Below are 17,297 nucleotides of genomic sequence, written 5' to 3'. Positions count from 1 at the left end.
ATTCCTTTAGACTATCTACTTTATTTAGACCTTAATTTTCGTTTTCAGGCAAAGGACACCCTATGAGCCATGTTGCGCCGTCGGTAGCGCAAGAAGATGACGCTAAATCAACAGCATGGCGTTATGCCGTAGCAGGTGCACGGGACCTGAGAATTGACTTTATGCGCGGCATAGCCCTCGTCATGATGGTCGTGGCGCATACGGAGGTCATGTCGGTATTTAATATATTCTCCTGGGAGCGTTTTGGGTTAACAACCGGTGCAGAAGGCTTTGTCATTCTCTCGGGGTTTATGCTGGGAATGCTGAATCGCGCGCGTCTGCAAAAAGTGGTTTTACTCACGGTGTCCTGGGGGCTTTATCTCAGGGCGTGGAAAATATATCGTGTAAATATCATTATCATAGTGTCATTTATTCTCCTGGCCTATATCCCACATATTAATGTTTTCGAGGTCACCCATTTTACCGACCGTTTTTCGGGGCAAAGCTGGTCGCTTTATCCTGTTACGCCGCAAATTAAAGAGACCTGGTTCAACATTATTCTCTATTTGCAGATCGGCCCCCATCAGACGCAGATTCTGGGGCTGTATATCTTCTTGCTGCTACTCAGCCCGCTATTTTTGGGGATGCTGCAGAAAGGGAAAGTCTGGTGGCTGCTGGGGCTGTCGCTGCTGGTGTACAGCCTGTGGCAGCGGTGGCCGCTTCGACTGACGCCATCGGAGTTCGAATTTGCCTTCCCGCTGCTGGCCTGGCAGTTCATCTTTGTGCTGGGGATGGCCAGCGGCTGGTATAAAGCCGAACTGCTCTCTTTCGCCCGGACGCCTCCGGGGAAAGGGGTGGTAGTGGCGCTGGTCATGGTGTCGCTGGTGCTGGGGTTTGTTGCCCAGAACCATACCAACCCGTTTATGCCGCCCGCGCTACTCATGCACGTCATCCCGCCTGACAGCTTCAATACGTTTTATCACACCTGGGCGGCGAAGAACGGGCTGGGCCCGGTGAGGGTGCTAAACGATATCGCCCTGATGGTTACCGTCTACCTGGTGCTGACGTATTGCTGGACGCCGCTCAACCGCCTGCTGGGATGGTTCCTGATCCCGCTAGGCCAGCACTCGCTCTATACCTTTATTTTGCATGTGTACGTGGTGCTGCTGGTGAGCCAGTTCATCACCTTCGACTTATGGCGTCACGCCTGGATAGAGAACACGTTAGTGCATGCGGCGGCACTGGGTATTTTGTGGCTGATGGCAAAATACGACGTCGGCGCACGCTGGATACCTAACTAAGGATGGCGGTTATGCGCGAAAAATGGCTTCTGGCGGGCGTGCTGCTCGCCGCGATCCCCGCCGCAGAGGCGGCACAAAATAGTGATAAAGAAACCCTGCGCGATAAGAACGGTGAACCCGTTCAGGCAGGCGTTTTTACCAGCCGGTGGGGGCGTTTGTTCTCGGGAAATGACAAGAAATTTTCTGGGGCTCTGAGCTTCAGTTCGGGGCTGAAAGAGCAGCTGGTGAGCGTGCCTAATAGCTCTGACAGCGCCGCGCAGGAGAAAAAAATTAACCAGACGCTCAACCTTAGTCTGCAGTATTCCCCGTACAGCTTCTGGTTTGCCAACATTACCTCCCGATTGCCGGTCAGAGATACCACCCGCTATACCGCCGATTTTCGCTACAGCTTCGGCTATGACGACTGGCATGCCAATACGTTCAGCCTGGTTTACGGTAACTACGGTGAAAACCACTTTTGGACGTCAGGCAGCCGGAGACATACCTATTTCGAACAGGGCGCCTTCACGCTGGCCTACAAGTTTTCGCTACCGAAACCGGTTGAAAACACGCTCCTGATTAATAAAGGGGATTCCATCATTTGCCAGGTCGGGTACAGCTGGGTGCCGCGCTACTACGACCTCAGCAGCGATGACATCCGCAAAAATAAAAACGTCATGCTCGGCGGCTGCGGCTACACCTTTAAACAACATTTCTTCGTTCGTGCGACGGCATTCTGGTTCCCGGACAGCAGCCAGCAGCAGCCCTGGAACGGCGATTACAGCTACAGCTTTGGCTACGCGGGCTATACGCCGGGATCGTTCTCTGTTCAGTATGCTAACTATGCGGGGACGCGCTATCCGGGGCACGGCAACGGTAACGCAAAATTCAGGGAAGGGACCGTGAGCCTCATCTGGTTCTTACCGCTATAGGAGGGATACATGTCGGCGCTGCACGTGTTAATCGTTGAAGATTCGCTGATTTATCGTCGGTTACTCTCCCGGATGCTCACCCAGTGGGGGTATGTCGTGAGCGAGGCGGAAAATGGTGTTGCTGCGCTGGAAATCTTGTCCAGTCAGCCGATCAGCATGGTGATAAGCGACTGGGAAATGCCGGAAATGGACGGGCTGACGCTGTGTCAGACCATCCGCAACCGTCAGTTTGGCCGCTACGTGTATATCATCCTGTTGACGGCCCGCGAGAATGCCGGTGACGTGACGCAGGGGTTTGATGCCGGGGCGGATGATTTTTTGAGTAAGCCCGTTGAACAGGCTGAACTCCGGGCGCGGCTTCACGCCGGGGTCCGTATTTTGACGCTGGAAGCGACCCTCGCGGCGCACAACAAACGCCTGAGTGAAGCCTTGCATCAGATTGAAAAAGATCTTGAACTGGCGGCACGTGTTCAGCACTCGGTGCTGCCTTCACACCGCTTACGCTACGGCGACTACTTCTCCGACTGGCTTTTCTTACCGTCAGCCTGGGTCTCGGGCGATGTGTTCAATATCTTTCCGCTGGATTCCCATCTGGGATTCTATTGCGTTGATGTCTCGGGTCACGGCGTGGGGGCCGCGATGATGTCCCTCGCGGTGGCTCGCCAGTTTTTACATGGCCGGGTGGTGGACCGCTTCCTGTTTACCGATGAGGGCGGCATTCAGTCACCCGCGGAGGTCGTCAGGATGTTGAACAGCCGCTTTTGCAGTGAAGAGAGCGACATCACCAGTTATTTCACGCTCATTTACGGCGTGATCGATCCAGAAAGCGGGCAGGGATTGTTGTGCCAGGCAGGGCATCCTACTCCCGTCATTGTGAACGCAGACAGCGCTGTCACGTCCGTGGGCGATGGCGGCCCGCCGGTCGGCCTGATCCCAGACCTGAGCTGGGAGGACGTCGCGTTTTCCCTCAATCCGGGGGATCGCTTATGCTTATTCAGTGACGGTATTACGGAGTGCGAGAACGTCAGCGGCGAGCAGTTTGGCCCGCAGCGTCTCGAACGCTGGCTTCATGAGCATGCCCGGCTCCCGGTTGACCAGCTCCTGCCGCGGTTTGGTGACCACCTGACTGGCTGGCGCAATGCAAATCGTGATGAACCGATCGCCTTAACCGACGACGTGTCACTGCTCGTGATTGAACGTCAGGGAGAACAGAATGATTATTAACACCGAGCGACTACCGCATGCCAACATTCTCACGCCCGCAGTCCGGCGGCTGGATGCCTCCGTTGCCGCGACGTTTAAAGCGTCCGTGACGGAGGAAATTGGCAGCGATCGTAAAGCCTTAATCGTCGACTTTAGCAAAGTGGATTTTATCGACAGCAGCGGGCTGGGGATGCTGGTGTCGTTGTTCAAGCTGATGAACGGAAAAGGCGAAATGGCGCTGTGCGCCCTGAACCCCGGGATCATGAACATGTTCACCCTGACCCGAATGGATCGCATCTTCCGCATCTATCCGGATAAACATAGCGCGCTTGCGCAACTGGGGCAGTAGATGCAGAGGCCGGAACAGGCTGAATTTCCGGCGGCGATCGCGTCCCTGACGCCGCTGTCCGGCTGGCTTGGCGACAGGTTGAGCGCGCTTCCCGTAGATGATGAGTGGCGTTTCGCCTTCGATCTCGCCGCCTGTGAAGTGGCGACGAACATCATCCGCTACGCGCTTCACGAGGATAACTCGCGCGTCTTTCGCGTCCAGTTCGATGTCCGCGGCAATGACGTCTGCGTTGTTTTTAGCGACGCGGGTGACGCGTTCCCGCAGGAGCGGCTTGAGGCCGCCAGGCGAGACCGCTTCTGCGAAATGTCGCCGCTGCTGGAGAGCGGCAGGGGGCTGATGCTCATTTTGCTGAGCGTCGATCGTTTCACTGTGGAACGCGTGGCGGGTGAAAATATCGCCACGCTTGAGAAGAAAATCAGCGTATGACCCGCAGGTCATACGCGCGTGATTTTATTTCGTGTTGTCAGCAAACAGTGTCGGCGCCCATGGACGTGGATCCACCTCCATAAACGGCGCGCGCTCGAAGCGGTCCTTCAGTGCCCACGGCACCGTGCAGTCGAAGATCGTCTTGCAGGAAATGCCGTTGCCGCGAATCGAGGTGCTGTAATCCGGCGACTGGGACGGATCGAGCTGGTGGCCGCGGATCCCCGGAATATTGGTGATGCTGACATCGCCCTGCATGCGCGTCGTCATCGCCCACAGGATGTCGTCGCTGTCGAAAATATCCACGTCTTCGTCGACCAGAATAATGTTCTTCAGCTCCGAATAGGTGGCTAAGGCGATGAGTGCCGCCTGGCCCTGGCGTCCTTCGTCTGACGGCTGGCGTTTTTTCACCTGCAGTATCCCGAGGAACTTACCGCCGCCCGCGGTATGGGCATAGACGTTTTGCAGGAATCCCGGAATAGCCTCTTCAACCGCATTACGGATGCTGGCCTCGGTCGGCAGTCCGGCCAGCGTGGTATGTTCTTCTCCCGGTCCCACCAGCGTCTGCAGGATAGCGTGGTTTCGCATGGTCACGGCTTTCACTTTGATCACCGGCAGGGAGGGATTCGCCTCGCCGCAGTAGCCCGGGAACTCCGGCATCGCGTGGCCGGTGTTGGTGTGCTGATCCTCTCTCACGCGCACGCCCGGAAGCAGTTCACCTTCGATGATGATCTCCGCCCGCGCGATGGCTTTCTCTTTGACCGCCACGCCCTGCACCAGCTCAACCGGCTGCTGGCGTAGCGCCCCAGCGACGCCCAACTCGTTATAGCCAAACGGCGTGGTTGGGGCCTCAAAGCACGCGCCGATATAGATGGCGGGGTCGAGACCCATGTTGATCGTCACCGGCAGCGGCTTTCCGGCATCTTCCGCCTTTTTGCGGAACACTTCGATATGGCGCCCGGCGGCAAGGAACATGGAAAGCTCGTCGCGCTCCTGCACGCAGAGGCGGTGAATGGTGACATCCGTCAGCGAGCTGTCTTCCGGATCGCTTGCCAGCACCAGCCCCAGACAGAAGAACGGACCCGCATCAATCGGCGTGTTGGTTGGGGCCGGAAGCAGCTTGCGAAGGTCGAAGTCAGGATCGTCAGCGTAGAAGACCTGCTCCTGACAGGGGGCCTGCGAGGCCGGGACGACAACCGGCGCAACCGGTTTTTTGACTGCCTGGCCGACGTGTTTTGCCAGTTCAGAGGGCTCGCAGCCCAGAAGGAGCGCCGCGCGCTCGCGGCTGGCGTGCATGCCCACCAGGATGCGGGAGTGCGGATAGCCCTTAATGCTGTTGAACATCATGGCCGGGCCCGTACGGGTTGGACGTTTGACCGTGCCACCCGCGCCGATATGGCGATAGACGCCCGCCAGCTCGGCATTGGGATCGACCGGATGATCGGTTTCGATATACTGCCCTTCGTGGCGGTGCAGTAAGGCGATGGCGCTGCGGAGATCGTTAATCTTATGTTCCATATTTTCCTCCCTCGGTTGAATACCTCCATTTTTATGGCAATGACCAATAGCATCAATTGCATCATTACTGTTAAATTGATAAGTAAATTCATATCAATTCAGGAAGTCGTCTCGTGCAGTTTCGTCAGATGCGCCACTTCATCGTCGTGGCCGAAGAGCTCCATATGCACCGGGCCGCCGAGCGTCTGAACATGGCGCAACCGGCGCTAAGCCAGCAGATAAAGGCGCTGGAAGAACGTTTAGGCGTCACGCTTTTCAGCCGGGCGAATCGCCGCTTAACCCTGACGCCCGCGGGCGAAGCGTTCCTGGTAAAAGCCAGGCTTGCCATCTCGTTAACCGAGCAGGCGGTGCTGGACGCCAGACAGACGGCAAGGGGCGAGCAGGGCGTGTTAAACCTCGGGTGCGTGTCGAGCGCGATGTTCGACGGCAGGCTGCCCGCCGCGCTGCGCCAGATGCATAGCCGCTGGCCGGCCATTACCATGTCGCTGATGACGGGAAACGTGCAGACGCTCTACGCCGCCGTGCAGAGCAACCAGCTGGATGTGGCCATCATCCGCGCGCCGCTGCCGTCGCTGCCGGACGATCTGCAAAGCCGGCCGTTCGCCTCGGAGAAAACGGTGCTGGCGCTCTATCGTCAGCATCCGCTGGCCGGGTCCGCCGCGCTGACGCTTTCGTCGGTGAAAGACGAAAAATGGATCTCCCTGCGCGACCCGGAGGGAATGGGGCTGGAGCAGTATTTCTATGACGCCTGCAGCGGGGCGGGCTTTCAGCCGGACGTGGTGCAAAATGCGACTGACGTGCCCACGGTGATAAGCCTGGTTTCGGCAGGGTTTGGTCTGGCGCTGCTGCCCGCGTCGGCAAAGGCGGTGAGCGTCGAGGACGTCGTCTACGTGGACATCCTTGATCGGCTGCGGGAGAGCGAACTTACCCTGGTTTGCCACCGGATTATACGCTCAGAAGTGCTTAAAAAGTTTCTGGTTACCCTCGATCACACCTGACGTCCGGCGGCCCGCAGCAGCTGCTCGCGCAGCCAGGCATTCGCCGGATCCTGGCTGTTTTTCGGGTGCCAGTACATGTTGATGGTAATCGGCTGGAGCGGCAGCGGCGGTGGAAAAATATCCAGCGTGCTGGCGAACCGTCGCAGCATCCGTTCCGGCAGGGTGCACACCAGGTCGGTACCGGCAACCAGCGGCGGCGCCATGGCGTAGCTCTGGGTGGACATGGCGACGTGTCGCTGATAGCCCAGCCCGGCAAGAGTTTGGTCGACAAAGCCGGTAAACGGATCCCCTGCCGACGACACCACCAGATGGGAAAGCGCGCAGTAGCTTTCCAGATCTAACGGACCTGTTCCGCGCGGATGGCCTTTACGCTGGGCGGTGGCAAACGCGTCGTCGAGGAGTTTGCGCCTTACCCACCCGTCATGGGCGCCCGCGCTCACGCCGATGTAGATATCCACATCCCCGTTTTCCAGCTGCTGCGGCAGGTCAGCCATCTCCGGCAGGGCGAAGCGCAGGCGGATGCCGGGTGCGTCGGTTCCCACCTGGTTAAGCAGCCCGGTGCCGAGCATCAGCGCCGGGTTCTCATGCAGCGCGATAACAAAGGTGCGGCTGCTGGTTTGCGCATCAAATGCCGTGGGGGCAAACAGCGCGCTGATGCCGCGCAGTACGTTCGCCACCTGCGGCTTGAGCGCTTCCGCTCGCGGCGTGGGAAGCACCCCGCGTCCATGCGGGGAGGGAATGAACAGCGGTTCGCCAAACAGCGTGCGCAGACGGGCGAGACGGGCAGACAGCGCGGGTTGGCTGATGCCCAGACGAGCGGCCGCATGGGTGATGTTCCTGTCCTGAAGCAGGGCGTCCAGCGTCAGGAGCAGGGCTATGTCCATGTCAGATATCCGCGTCATCGCTCTATTTCGCGCCGCTGGCGTCCCGGTTGGTATAGGTGACAGGGACCCAGGCATAACCGCCTTTCTCGCCTTTCGTCACATAGCCGATGCCCGGGAAAGGCAGGTGCGGGGCGGCAACCAGGTCCTTGTTTTTCACAAAGTCAGCGAACGCATGCTCGCGTACGCTTGCCGCTTTGTTCTGATCTTCATCGTAGGTGATGGTCACCGCAGGCTGCGGGAACTGAACCGCCGCGGCATGAATGATGTCGCCGACAAAGGTGATCTTCTCGCCTTTACTCGTTAGCGTGTAGAAGGCTGAACCCGGCGTATGGCCGGGATGAACCGTGCCGGTCAGACCCGGGAGAATCTCCGATGTGCCGCTAAACGGCACCACTTTCCCCGCGTCAAGATAGGGCTTCAAGGTCTTCTGCGCGACGTCAAAGTAGTTCTTGCCGTAGCCGGTTTTCTTCTGATTGTCGTCGTTAAAGAAAAAGTCGATATCCGGTTTGCCAACGAAAACGCGCGCGTTGCTGAACACCACCTTGCCATCTTTCACCAGGCCACCGGCATGATCGGAGTGAGCGTGAGTCAGCAGGACTTCAGTGATGTCCTCGGGTTTTATCCCCTGCGTGGCGAGGCTTTCAACCAGACGTCCGCCGGTATCAGGACCAAAGAGTTGGCCAGAGCCGGTATCCACCAGGATTTTATGTCCGGGTATCGCAATCAGGAATGCGTTGATGGAGACCTCAGCCGGGTTGGTCTGGACGTTTTTCGCGAGCAGCGCATCAATGTTTTGCGGCGTAGTCCGGCGCAGTAGCTTGTGCAGATCCTGCGCGACGGTCCCGTCGGTAAACGAGGTGACCAGAACGTCCCCAACCTGAACGCTGTATCCGCCCGCCGGTTGTTTAACGACGTGCTGGGGCGTCTCTGCCGAGGCCTGGAGCGCAGGGTAGAAAAGCAGTGAACTGGAAATCAGCGTGGAAAGAGCAAGTTTTTTCACGGTAAGCATACGAGTCTCCTTTGAAAGTGCTCATCTTACTGCTCCGTAAAATTATAAGAACCTGCCCAGAAATGATAGGACCTATAAACGGGATGGATAGTCAATCGAAGGGCCGGGAAGGCGGGCAATGCCTTTTCCGGCCCGTAAGACCTTATTTTTTCAGCGGTGCGTTCCAGCTATCGAGCGTGGCTTTGGACCAGGCGCCATAAGCGGCATTAGGCAGCACAATCCAGTCGTTGCCGAAGTGTTCGGCGCTGGCTTCAACCAGCTCACGCTGCTGCTCGCTCGGCTTTTTGTTTTTAAACTGCACGGCGAAGTCCGGCAGGCTGTCGCCGAACAGCATCACGATCTGCTGCTTTTTGAGGATGCTCTGGCGGCGCTCTTCCTTGCTGACCGTATCCAGCAGCACGCTTTCGTCAGACACCTGCGGCAGGCCGAGAGCGTTTAACGTCTTCAGCGTGTCGGCTTTATTTTCATGCATACGATCCGAGACATAGTAGATCCGGACCTTGCTCTGATTCACATGGTCAAGAAACGCTTTTGCTCCCGGGATTAAGCCGGGTTTTCCCTGCTTCTCCCAGTCGCTCCAGGTGTCCCATTGTGTATAGTCGTGACACTGCTCCGCGTCGCGCACCAGCAGAGGGGTGTTATCCAGCACCGTTTCGTCGAGGTCCATCACCACGGCGTAGTTTTCGGGCGTTTTCAGATCTTTTAACTTCTCGTTGAAACGCTCGGTGGCAAACCGATAGGTTTGCAGCTGAAGGGCCATAATCTCTGCCGATTTCTGCTGATAGCGCAGCGCCATTTCGTACGCTTTCGGTTCACACAGGTCGCGCCCGGCAGCCGTCGCGGTTGCCGCTGCACTCATAACAGGTAATGCCAGCAGTAATGCCTTAGCCATTGAATTCACGCTTTTTTCCTCAACACCCTGGTTAAAATCCCGAAAGCGTAATGAAATTCAGTGACAGAAATATGACCGCGATGTGGCAATGTGTTTCCGCTAGACCAGCATGTAATACCAGAACAGGGCGACCTCGTCTTTTTCCGGCAAGGCGTTGTAGAGATAACGGTCGTACCCGCCCAGAGTAAATCCGTAGTGACGGTAAAACAGGCAGGCGGAGACGTTCACATTTTGTGTTTCAAGCCGTAATCCGGGCGCGTTTACGCTGCGGGCCCAGACGTGGGCGGCGGCCATTAATTTTTGCGCGGCGCCGGTTCTGCGTCTGGTGCGATCAACGGCAATATAATCCACTGAAATAAACTTATTCCAGCCGATTGACGCGGTAATAAATCCGGCTAATTCACCATCATCCGTTTCCGCCACAAGAAATATGGCGTCCGGATTAACGCAATGGTTTTCAAGCGTTTGAATGTCAAGTTCGTAGGTTTTTATCCACGGCTCGGCGACGGCTTCAATATGCAAATCACAATGGATAAAGGGCTCTCGCGCAATGTGGCTAATGGTGAAAGAAAAGTCACAACATTCAAGACGGACGAGGTCCGTATTTAATCCTTTTCGAATCTGCATAGTATTCCCGATAGTGAGTTATTTCATAAAGAATAGACGAAGCGGTTAAATCCGCTGAGCTCACGCACTTTTAATCCTGAACTAAGCTTGTACTTCGTTCCGCGTAAAATGTGGGTCATTCGAGGACAATGAATGGAATTCAGGACATTTCAAAAGCAGTGGGGTGCTGAGTTTATTTCCGATGACGTTGTACGTTTTCGCGTCTGGGCAGAAGGAAAGAAAGAACTTACGCTACGTCTTGCCGCCACCGATGTGCCGATGACGGCAACAGGCGGCGGCTGGTTCCAGGCAGACGTCCCTGGCGTCACGCACGGTGCAGAATATCAGTTTGTTCTTCAGGACGGCATGGCGGTGCCCGATCCCGCCTCGCGGGCGCAAAAGGGCGACGTTAACGGACCCTCGGTGGTGATCGATCCCCGACGTTACCAGCCGCTCAACCGCGACTGGGCAGGGCGGCCGTGGGAAGAGACAATCATTTACGAACTGCACATCGGCACCTTTACCCCGGAGGGCACCTTCCGGGCGGCCATCGACAAGCTGCCGTATCTGGCGGAGCTCGGGATTACCCAGCTTGAAGTGATGCCCGTCTCTCAGTTTGGCGGTTCCCGCGGCTGGGGGTACGACGGCGTGCTGCTGTATGCCCCTCACTCTGCCTACGGTACGCCGGAGGATTTCCACGCGTTTATTGATGCCGCGCACGGGCTGGGGCTTTCCGTGGTGCTGGATATCGTGCTTAACCACTTCGGCCCGGAGGGGAACTATCTGCCTTTGCTGTCGCCCGCGTTTTTCGATGCTCAGCGGATGACGCCGTGGGGCAACGGCATCGCCTACGAGCGCGAGCCGGTGAGACAGTACATGACCGACGCGCCGCTCTTCTGGCTGACGGAATACCGGCTGGACGGCCTGCGGTTTGATGCCATCGACCAGATTAAAGACGGCTCGGATACGCATATTCTCGAGGAGATTGCCGCAAAAATTCGCGAGGCCATTCCGCACCGTCACGTTCACCTGACCACGGAAGACAGCCGCAACGTGATTTTCCTGCATCCGCGCGATGAACAGGGCAACGCGCCGTTGTTTACCGGCGAGTGGAACGATGACTTCCACAACGCCGCCCACGTGTTTGCCACCGGTGAGACGCACGCCTACTACCAGGATTTTGCCTTTGAGCCGGAGAAAAAGTTCGCCCGGGCGCTGGCGGAAGGGTTTGTCTACCAGGGCGAGGTGTCTCTGCAAACCGGAGAATCTCGCGGGGTGGAGTGCCGCACCCAGCCGCCGCAGTTTTTCGTCGATTTTATTCAAAACCACGATCAGACCGGCAATCGCGCCCAGGGCGAGCGGCTTATCTCCCTCGCGGGTGCCGACAAGACGCGGGTGCTGCTTGCCGCGCTGCTGCTCTCCCCGCATATCCCGCTGCTGTTTATGGGCGAGGAGTTTGGGGAAACGCATCCGTTCCTGTTCTTCACCGACTTTCACGGCGAACTGGCAAAGGCGGTGCGGGAAGGGCGCGCGAAAGAGTTTACTGGCCATGCCGGGCACGATGAAACCGTCCCGGACCCGAACGACGTGAACACGTTTATCCGCTCAAAGCTCGACTGGCATAAAGTCGCCACCGACGAGGGCAAGACGTGGCTGCGCTATACGCGCCATCTGTTGACGCTGCGCCATCGCTATATCGTTCCGCTTCTGCATCCGGGCGGTGCCGTTGAGGGCCATGTGCTCAAGACCGCGCCCGGCATGGTGGCGGTGTGCTGGCACTTTCCGTCGGGGACGCTCTCACTGGCGCTTAATATCGGCATTAAGCCCGTCGCGCTGCCTGCTATGGCGGGGGAGACGCGTTTTGCCTCGCCAGACGTTACCGACGTTTTACCCCCGAACGGTATTGTCGTTCGCTTTGCTGATGGAGAAGCATCGTTATGATCCCTTCCGCCACGTACCGAATTCAGTTCCGTAACGGCATGACCTTCGACCGCGTTGTGGCGCTGGTGCCGTATATGAAGGACCTCGGCATCAGCCACCTTTACGCGTCGCCCGTGTTCACTGCCACGACGAGGTCTACCCACGGCTATGACGTGACCAACCCGAATGAAATCGACCCTGCCATCGGCGGGCGAGACGGGTTTGACCGCATGACCGCCGCGCTCAAACAGGCCGGTATGGGGTTGATTCTGGACATTGTCCCCAATCACATGTCCACCTCGCTGGAAAATGCATGGTGGCGGGATGTGATTGAATATGGCCAGCAGAGCCGCTATTTCCGCTACTTCGATATCGACGGGTCGCGACCGCTAACGCTGCCGTTTCTTGGCGACACCTTTGAGGCGGAGCTGGAGAAGGGAGCTATCACGCTAAAACGTGACCCTGTCACGAAAAAGGCCGCGCTGGTTTACTACGACGCCGAGTATCCGCTCAACCCCGGCACGTACAGCGAGGAGAAGAGCATTGCCGAGCTGCACAACGCGCAAAGCTGGCGGCTGATGTCCTGGCGGGAGGCACCAAAGCAGCTCTCGTGGCGGCGCTTCTTTGAGATCACCGGACTGGTCGGCGTTCGGGTTGAAGATGATGCGGTCTTCGACGACACGCACCGGCTGATCCTTGAGCTGGTCCACGCGGGCGTGGTGGATGGTCTGCGCATTGACCATGTCGACGGCCTGGCGGATCCGCTGGGCTATCTGCAGCGCCTGCGGCAGGCCACCGGGCCCGACTGCTACATTACGGTCGAAAAGATTCTCGCCAAAGGGGAACAGCTCCCCGCTGACTGGCCGGTATCCGGTACCACCGGCTACGAGTTTATCGCCTCGCTGGCGGAAGTGCTGGTCGACGACGATAGCCTGGGGCGTCTTGAGAAAATTCACGACGAGACGCTGGGCATCACGGTCGATCGCCACGCGGAACTGCGGGATGCCAAAGGCCTGATGACCGATCGTAATTTTGAGGGTGAATTCACTACGCTGCTAAACCTTGCTGAGGATTTGGCACGCCGGAATGAGGTTGCGCTGCCGCACGAGGAAATCGGCCACGCGCTGCGCGAACTGCTTATTGCGTTTCCGGTCTACCGCACCTATGGCACCCGGGAAGGATTAACCCCGCCGGACGTGGCGCTGCTCAACCGCGTGGTTGCCAGCGTGGAGACGTCGGAAGCCGCGCTCAGCCTGATCGTGCGCATTCTTACCGGCGACCTGCCGGAAGATTGCCGCGAGAGCGCCGCGCTGTTCAGGACCCGCTTCCAGCAGCTCACAGGGCCGCTGATGGCGAAGTCCGTTGAAGACACGCTTTTCTTTCGCCACAACCTCGAGCTTGCGCTCAATGAAGTCGGTGCCGACCCGACCCCGCGCGCGTTTTCCTTATCCCGCTTCCACCAGGAGATGCGCATTCGTCTGGCCCGTCAGCCCGACGCGCTGCTGGGCACCTCTACGCACGATACCAAGCGCGGGGAAGATGCCCGGGCGCGCCTTTACACCCTGACGGAAGCCCCGGAACGCTGGGGGGAAAATCTGGCCCGCTGGCGGCAGATGAACCAGACCCAGGTGCGTTTTCTCAATGACGGTACCGCGCCAAACGCCGCCGATACGTGGATGATCTACCAGGCGCTGGCGGGCGTCTGGCCCGCCATGCTGTCACCGGACGACGCTGACGGGCTGGCATCACTGGAAGAACGTTTTCTCGGCTTCCTCGAAAAAGCGCTGCGCGAGGCGAAACAGCGCACCGACTGGATTGACAGTAACGAGAGCTATGAGAGCGTGGTGTTGAGCTACGCGCGGCACCTGCTTTCACCGGACAATAGCCTGTTCCTGCACGATTTCAGCGAGGCGATGCAGCCCTTTATCCGCGCCGGGCTGATGAACAGCCTCAGCCAGACGGTGATCAAGCTGACGGCGCCCGGCGTGCCGGATATTTATCAGGGCAGCGAGGCGCTTAACTTCAGCCTTGTCGACCCGGATAACCGACGCGAGCCGGACTTTCCGGCCCTGGTGCAGAGCCTCAGCGCGGCGGATGCCGGGGTGTTTGACAACCCGGCATGCTGGCGGGACGGCAGGGTGAAGCAGTTTGTTACCGCCACGCTGCTGCGGCTTCGACCGCACTACGACGCGCTTTTCCGCTACGGCGACTGGCTGCCGCTTAAGGTCAGCGGCGATCGCGAGGAGAACCTGATTGTCTATGCGCGTGTTAAGGACGACGAGGCGCTGATTGTCGCCGTGCCGCGTCTGGTTTTTGACGTCACCGATAATCATCAGCTGTGGGTCAATACCACGGTCGCGTTACCCGACGAACTGGCCGGGAAGCGCTATCGGGATCTGTTCAGCGGCGAAAGCCGCATGCTGCAAGAAACGCTGGCGTTAACGCCAGAAAAGGGATGTGTACTGGTTCTGCTTACCTGCGAATAATCGTGGAGAACGAAAATGGCAAAGGATACAACGTTTGAAATTCGGGCCGGTCATGGCCAGCAGTTGGGGGCGAATTATGACGGGAAGGGCGTTAACTTCGCGCTGTTCTCCGCTCACGCTGAACGGGTGGAACTCTGTCTGTTTGACCCGTCCGGGAAAACGGAAATCGCCCGGCTGGAGCTGCCCGAGTATACCCATGAGGTCTGGCACGGCTATGTGCCTGACCTGAAGCCGGGGACACTGTATGGCTATCGCGTCTACGGCCCCTACGACCCGGAAAACGGTCATCGCTTCAACCCGCATAAGCTGCTTATCGACCCCTACGCTCGCGAACTGGTGGGTGACATCGACTGGAACGATGCCCATTTCGGCTATGAGCTGGGGCATGACGAGCTGGATTTGAGCTTTGACACGCGGGACAGCGCGCCGTTCACGCCGAAAGGCAGGGTCATCGACCCGAACGCCTTTGACTGGCAGGACAACAACCGGCCGAACGTGCCCTGGCCGCATACCGTTGTCTATGAAAGCCACGTGAAAGGCTTTACCCAGATGAACCCGGCCATACCACCCGAGCTGCGCGGCACGTTTGAAGGCATGGGGCATAAAGCCTCGGTCGACTATATCAAAAGCCTGGGCATTACCTCGGTGGAGCTGCTGCCAGTTCACTGGTTCCCGGACGACCAGCATCTGCTCGACCGCGGTCTGAAGAACTTCTGGGGCTATAACACGCTGGGCTTTTTTGCACCGGCGTCGCGCTACTACGGCCCGGCGGGGATCCAGGGTTTTCGCGACATGGTGCGCGCCTATCATGACGCGGGCATTGAGGTGATTCTGGACGTGGTGTACAACCACACGGCGGAAGGGAACGAGCTTGGCCCGACGCTCTCGTTTAAGGGGATTGATAACTACAGCTATTACCGCACGCTCCCGGACCAGCACCGGTACTACATCAACGACACCGGGACGGGAAATACGGTCAACACCTCGCATCCGCGCGTGCTGCAGATGGTGATGGATTCCCTGCGCTACTGGGCGGAATCGATGCACATTGACGGTTTTCGTTTCGACCTCGGGACGATCCTGGGCCGCGAGCCCGAAGGGTTTGACCCGCGCGGCGGTTTTTTTGACGCCATGACTCAGGATCCGGTCTTATCCCGACTGAAGCTGATTGGTGAACCCTGGGATATCGGTCCCGGCGGCTATCAGGTGGGCGGATTCCCGCCAGGCTGGGGGGAGTGGAACGACAAATACCGCGACACCGTTCGCGAGTACTGGAAGGGGGACAACGTCTCCACGGACTTTGCCGCGCGTCTGCTCGGTTCCGGCGATCTGTACGATCTGCGCGGACGCTGTCCGTGGGCCAGCGTCAATTTCATCACCGCCCATGACGGCTTTACGCTGAATGACCTGGTGTCGTACAACGAAAAGCACAACGCCGACAACGGTGAGGACAATAACGACGGGCATAACGATAACCGCTCGTACAACTACGGCGAGGAAGGGCCAACCGAGAACCCGGATATTATTGCTACCCGCGAACGGCAGAAACGTAATTTCCTGACCACGCTGCTGTTCTCCCACGGCACGCCGATGCTGCTGGCGGGGGACGAGTTTGGCCGTACGCAGAAGGGGAATAACAATGGATACTGCCAGGACAGTGAGATCTCGTGGATCGACTGGAAGGGACTCTCCGAAAACGACGCTGCGCTGCGCGAGTTTACCCGTCGTCTCATTGCCCTTCGCGCGCAACAGCCGCTGCTGCGCCGTGAAAGCTGGCGCGACGGGCTGGAGATCCGCTGGTTCAATGCCGGAGGTGGTCCACAGCAGGCCGAGCAGTGGGATGAAGGCTCGACGCTTGGGGTCTCCATCAGCAGACCGGATCTGCGGCAGGAGGACGGTATCTGGCACGACGTGCTGATGCTGTTCAACCCGTTTGAAGGCACCGTGCCGTTCCAGATCCCGCAATTTGGCGAAGGGGGATGGGTGCTGGAGCTGTCTACGGCGGATGACGCTGCCACCGGGACAGCGATCACCGAAACCGTTGAGTACGAACTGGCCGGGCGCAGCATTACGCTGTTCCGCCGTCCTTAGTTACAGTGACGCCGCCGCCCGGGCGGCGGTGTCATACAGGGAGGAGATCGTGCGTAACAGCTGCGCGGTCTCGCCAATCGACTTCCCGGCAATGCCGCTCTCCGCTTGGATCGCAATCAGACACGCTTCCCGCACGTCCCGGTATTTCATGCACAGCGCTTTCCCTTCCTCCGTGGTAGAGAAAAAGAGTTCTTTACCCGCTTTCTCGCTCGTCACGTAGCCTGCTTTGACCAGCTTTTTCAGCGCATAGGTCACCACGTGGGTGTCTTCCACGTTGAGGACGAAGCAGATATCGGCCAGCTTTTTCTTGCGGTCGCGGTGGTTCACGTGATGCAGCAGCGAAACGTCAAAGGCGCCCATATCGGGCTCGCCGGCAGCCGTCATGCAGCGCACCATCCATTTGTTGAACGCGTTGCTGATCATGATCAGCGCATATTCCAGCTCTGATAACTCCGCGCAGCGCTCGGATACCAGGTGGCGGGAAGAGACGATCCGGCCATCGTTGATATCGTCGCGATCAGGTGAAGCACTCTTTTCTGAGGTCATAACGTTCCTTAACCAGAAATGTAAACTCATCGATAAAATAAGAACATTTTATTGATAATTTGTTTACATGTTTTTGAGGTTCAGATATAGCTTTTTAGCGCAGGTTTTGCGAAGCCTGCCAACAAAACACAACATCGCTCGCCGCAAATTAAAAAAATAGCCGTCGGCGCGCAACGCTCAC

At 58.1% G+C, this 17,297-nt stretch carries 15 protein-coding genes; 9 read left to right on the top strand and 6 right to left on the bottom strand.

Features of this window, described 5'->3' with window-relative positions; all coding sequences use genetic code 11:
* Positions 1–62: 62 nt before the first annotated feature.
* From opgC to LJA86_RS07105, 5 genes are read left to right on the top strand one after another with little or no spacing between them, the layout of a single operon-like run.
* Positions 63–1,280: an OpgC domain-containing protein gene (gene opgC / locus LJA86_RS07125; RefSeq protein WP_063621686.1), complete on the top strand. Its 1,218-nt coding sequence runs from the start codon at positions 63–65 to the stop codon at positions 1,278–1,280.
* A gap of 11 nt (positions 1,281–1,291) precedes the next feature.
* Positions 1,292–2,191: a hypothetical protein gene (locus tag LJA86_RS07120; RefSeq protein WP_045910591.1), complete on the top strand. Its 900-nt coding sequence runs from the start codon at positions 1,292–1,294 to the stop codon at positions 2,189–2,191.
* Positions 2,192–2,200: 9 nt separating this feature from the next.
* On the top strand, positions 2,201–3,415 hold the full coding sequence (locus tag LJA86_RS07115) for a PP2C family protein-serine/threonine phosphatase (RefSeq protein ID WP_219983778.1): 1,215 nt from the start codon (positions 2,201–2,203) through the stop codon (positions 3,413–3,415).
* Entirely contained in the window at positions 3,405–3,743 is a 339-nt protein-coding gene (locus LJA86_RS07110) for an STAS domain-containing protein (protein ID WP_048223277.1), read from the top strand. Before LJA86_RS07115 ends, LJA86_RS07110 begins: the two co-directional genes overlap by 11 nt.
* Positions 3,744–4,169, top strand: a complete 426-nt coding sequence (locus LJA86_RS07105; RefSeq protein ID WP_208762889.1) for an ATP-binding protein — start codon at positions 3,744–3,746, stop codon at positions 4,167–4,169.
* A 24-nt stretch (positions 4,170–4,193) separates the two neighbouring features.
* Here LJA86_RS07105 and LJA86_RS07100 read toward each other — a convergent pair whose 3' ends face one another.
* Complete coding sequence (locus LJA86_RS07100; RefSeq protein ID WP_229225894.1) at positions 4,194–5,684, bottom strand: UbiD family decarboxylase; 1,491 nt, start codon at positions 5,682–5,684, stop codon at positions 4,194–4,196.
* A 113-nt stretch (positions 5,685–5,797) separates the two neighbouring features.
* Here LJA86_RS07100 and LJA86_RS07095 point away from each other — a divergent pair, with 113 nt between their 5' ends.
* A complete protein-coding gene (locus tag LJA86_RS07095; RefSeq protein ID WP_229225893.1) occupies positions 5,798–6,682 on the top strand; it encodes a LysR substrate-binding domain-containing protein in 885 nt (294 codons plus the stop codon).
* Here LJA86_RS07095 and LJA86_RS07090 read toward each other — a convergent pair.
* The 4 genes from LJA86_RS07090 to LJA86_RS07075 form a co-directional block, all read right to left on the bottom strand.
* On the bottom strand, positions 6,673–7,584 hold the full coding sequence (locus LJA86_RS07090) for a LysR family transcriptional regulator (RefSeq protein ID WP_229225892.1): 912 nt from the start codon (positions 7,582–7,584) through the stop codon (positions 6,673–6,675). The two genes, LJA86_RS07095 and LJA86_RS07090, sit on opposite strands and share 10 nt — an antisense overlap.
* A 4-nt stretch (positions 7,585–7,588) precedes the next feature.
* Positions 7,589–8,575 carry an MBL fold metallo-hydrolase gene (locus tag LJA86_RS07085; protein WP_126533858.1) on the bottom strand — a complete coding sequence of 329 codons (987 nt, stop codon included), beginning with the start codon at positions 8,573–8,575 and terminating at the stop codon, positions 7,589–7,591.
* Between the two features lie 142 nt (positions 8,576–8,717).
* Complete coding sequence (locus tag LJA86_RS07080; protein WP_205246191.1) at positions 8,718–9,467, bottom strand: 5'-nucleotidase, lipoprotein e(P4) family; 750 nt, start codon at positions 9,465–9,467, stop codon at positions 8,718–8,720.
* A 99-nt stretch (positions 9,468–9,566) separates the two neighbouring features.
* On the bottom strand, positions 9,567–10,094 hold the full coding sequence (locus LJA86_RS07075) for a GNAT family N-acetyltransferase (protein ID WP_045910584.1): 528 nt from the start codon (positions 10,092–10,094) through the stop codon (positions 9,567–9,569).
* 132 nt (positions 10,095–10,226) lie between these two features.
* Here LJA86_RS07075 and treZ point away from each other — a divergent pair, with 132 nt between their 5' ends.
* From treZ to glgX, 3 genes are read left to right on the top strand one after another with little or no spacing between them, the layout of a single operon-like run.
* A complete protein-coding gene (gene treZ, locus LJA86_RS07070) occupies positions 10,227–12,014 on the top strand; it encodes a malto-oligosyltrehalose trehalohydrolase (RefSeq protein ID WP_229225891.1) in 1,788 nt (595 codons plus the stop codon).
* Positions 12,011–14,479: a malto-oligosyltrehalose synthase gene (treY, locus tag LJA86_RS07065; RefSeq protein WP_229225890.1), complete on the top strand. Its 2,469-nt coding sequence runs from the start codon at positions 12,011–12,013 to the stop codon at positions 14,477–14,479. The genes treZ and treY overlap by 4 nt, the downstream gene beginning before the upstream one ends.
* Before the next feature lie 15 nt (positions 14,480–14,494).
* Positions 14,495–16,570: a glycogen debranching protein GlgX gene (glgX, locus tag LJA86_RS07060; RefSeq protein WP_229225889.1), complete on the top strand. Its 2,076-nt coding sequence runs from the start codon at positions 14,495–14,497 to the stop codon at positions 16,568–16,570.
* On the opposite strand, the gene LJA86_RS07055 is transcribed toward glgX, so the two are convergent.
* On the bottom strand, positions 16,571–17,116 hold the full coding sequence (locus LJA86_RS07055) for a winged helix DNA-binding protein (protein ID WP_229225888.1): 546 nt from the start codon (positions 17,114–17,116) through the stop codon (positions 16,571–16,573).
* Between the last annotated feature and the right edge of the window lie 181 nt (positions 17,117–17,297).

The organism is Enterobacter sp. TCD1-1, from assembly GCF_020567405.1.
GTDB lineage: Bacteria > Pseudomonadota > Gammaproteobacteria > Enterobacterales > Enterobacteriaceae > Enterobacter > Enterobacter quasiroggenkampii.
Note: the sequence above shows the minus strand (reverse complement) of the source record. Positions and strands in the feature narration are given on the sequence as shown.

Coding starts and splice junctions, on each gene's coding strand:
- opgC (WP_063621686.1), top strand. CDS start 63: ATGAGCCATGTTGCGCCGTCGGTAGCGCAAGAAGATGACGCTAAATCA.
- LJA86_RS07120 (WP_045910591.1), top strand. CDS start 1,292: ATGCGCGAAAAATGGCTTCTGGCGGGCGTGCTGCTCGCCGCGATCCCC.
- LJA86_RS07115 (WP_219983778.1), top strand. CDS start 2,201: ATGTCGGCGCTGCACGTGTTAATCGTTGAAGATTCGCTGATTTATCGT.
- LJA86_RS07110 (WP_048223277.1), top strand. CDS start 3,405: ATGATTATTAACACCGAGCGACTACCGCATGCCAACATTCTCACGCCC.
- LJA86_RS07105 (WP_208762889.1), top strand. CDS start 3,744: ATGCAGAGGCCGGAACAGGCTGAATTTCCGGCGGCGATCGCGTCCCTG.
- LJA86_RS07100 (WP_229225894.1), bottom strand. CDS start 5,684: ATGGAACATAAGATTAACGATCTCCGCAGCGCCATCGCCTTACTGCAC.
- LJA86_RS07090 (WP_229225892.1), bottom strand. CDS start 7,584: ATGACGCGGATATCTGACATGGACATAGCCCTGCTCCTGACGCTGGAC.
- LJA86_RS07085 (WP_126533858.1), bottom strand. CDS start 8,575: ATGCTTACCGTGAAAAAACTTGCTCTTTCCACGCTGATTTCCAGTTCA.
- LJA86_RS07080 (WP_205246191.1), bottom strand. CDS start 9,467: ATGGCTAAGGCATTACTGCTGGCATTACCTGTTATGAGTGCAGCGGCA.
- LJA86_RS07075 (WP_045910584.1), bottom strand. CDS start 10,094: ATGCAGATTCGAAAAGGATTAAATACGGACCTCGTCCGTCTTGAATGT.
- treZ (WP_229225891.1), top strand. CDS start 10,227: ATGGAATTCAGGACATTTCAAAAGCAGTGGGGTGCTGAGTTTATTTCC.
- treY (WP_229225890.1), top strand. CDS start 12,011: ATGATCCCTTCCGCCACGTACCGAATTCAGTTCCGTAACGGCATGACC.
- glgX (WP_229225889.1), top strand. CDS start 14,495: ATGGCAAAGGATACAACGTTTGAAATTCGGGCCGGTCATGGCCAGCAG.
- LJA86_RS07055 (WP_229225888.1), bottom strand. CDS start 17,116: ATGACCTCAGAAAAGAGTGCTTCACCTGATCGCGACGATATCAACGAT.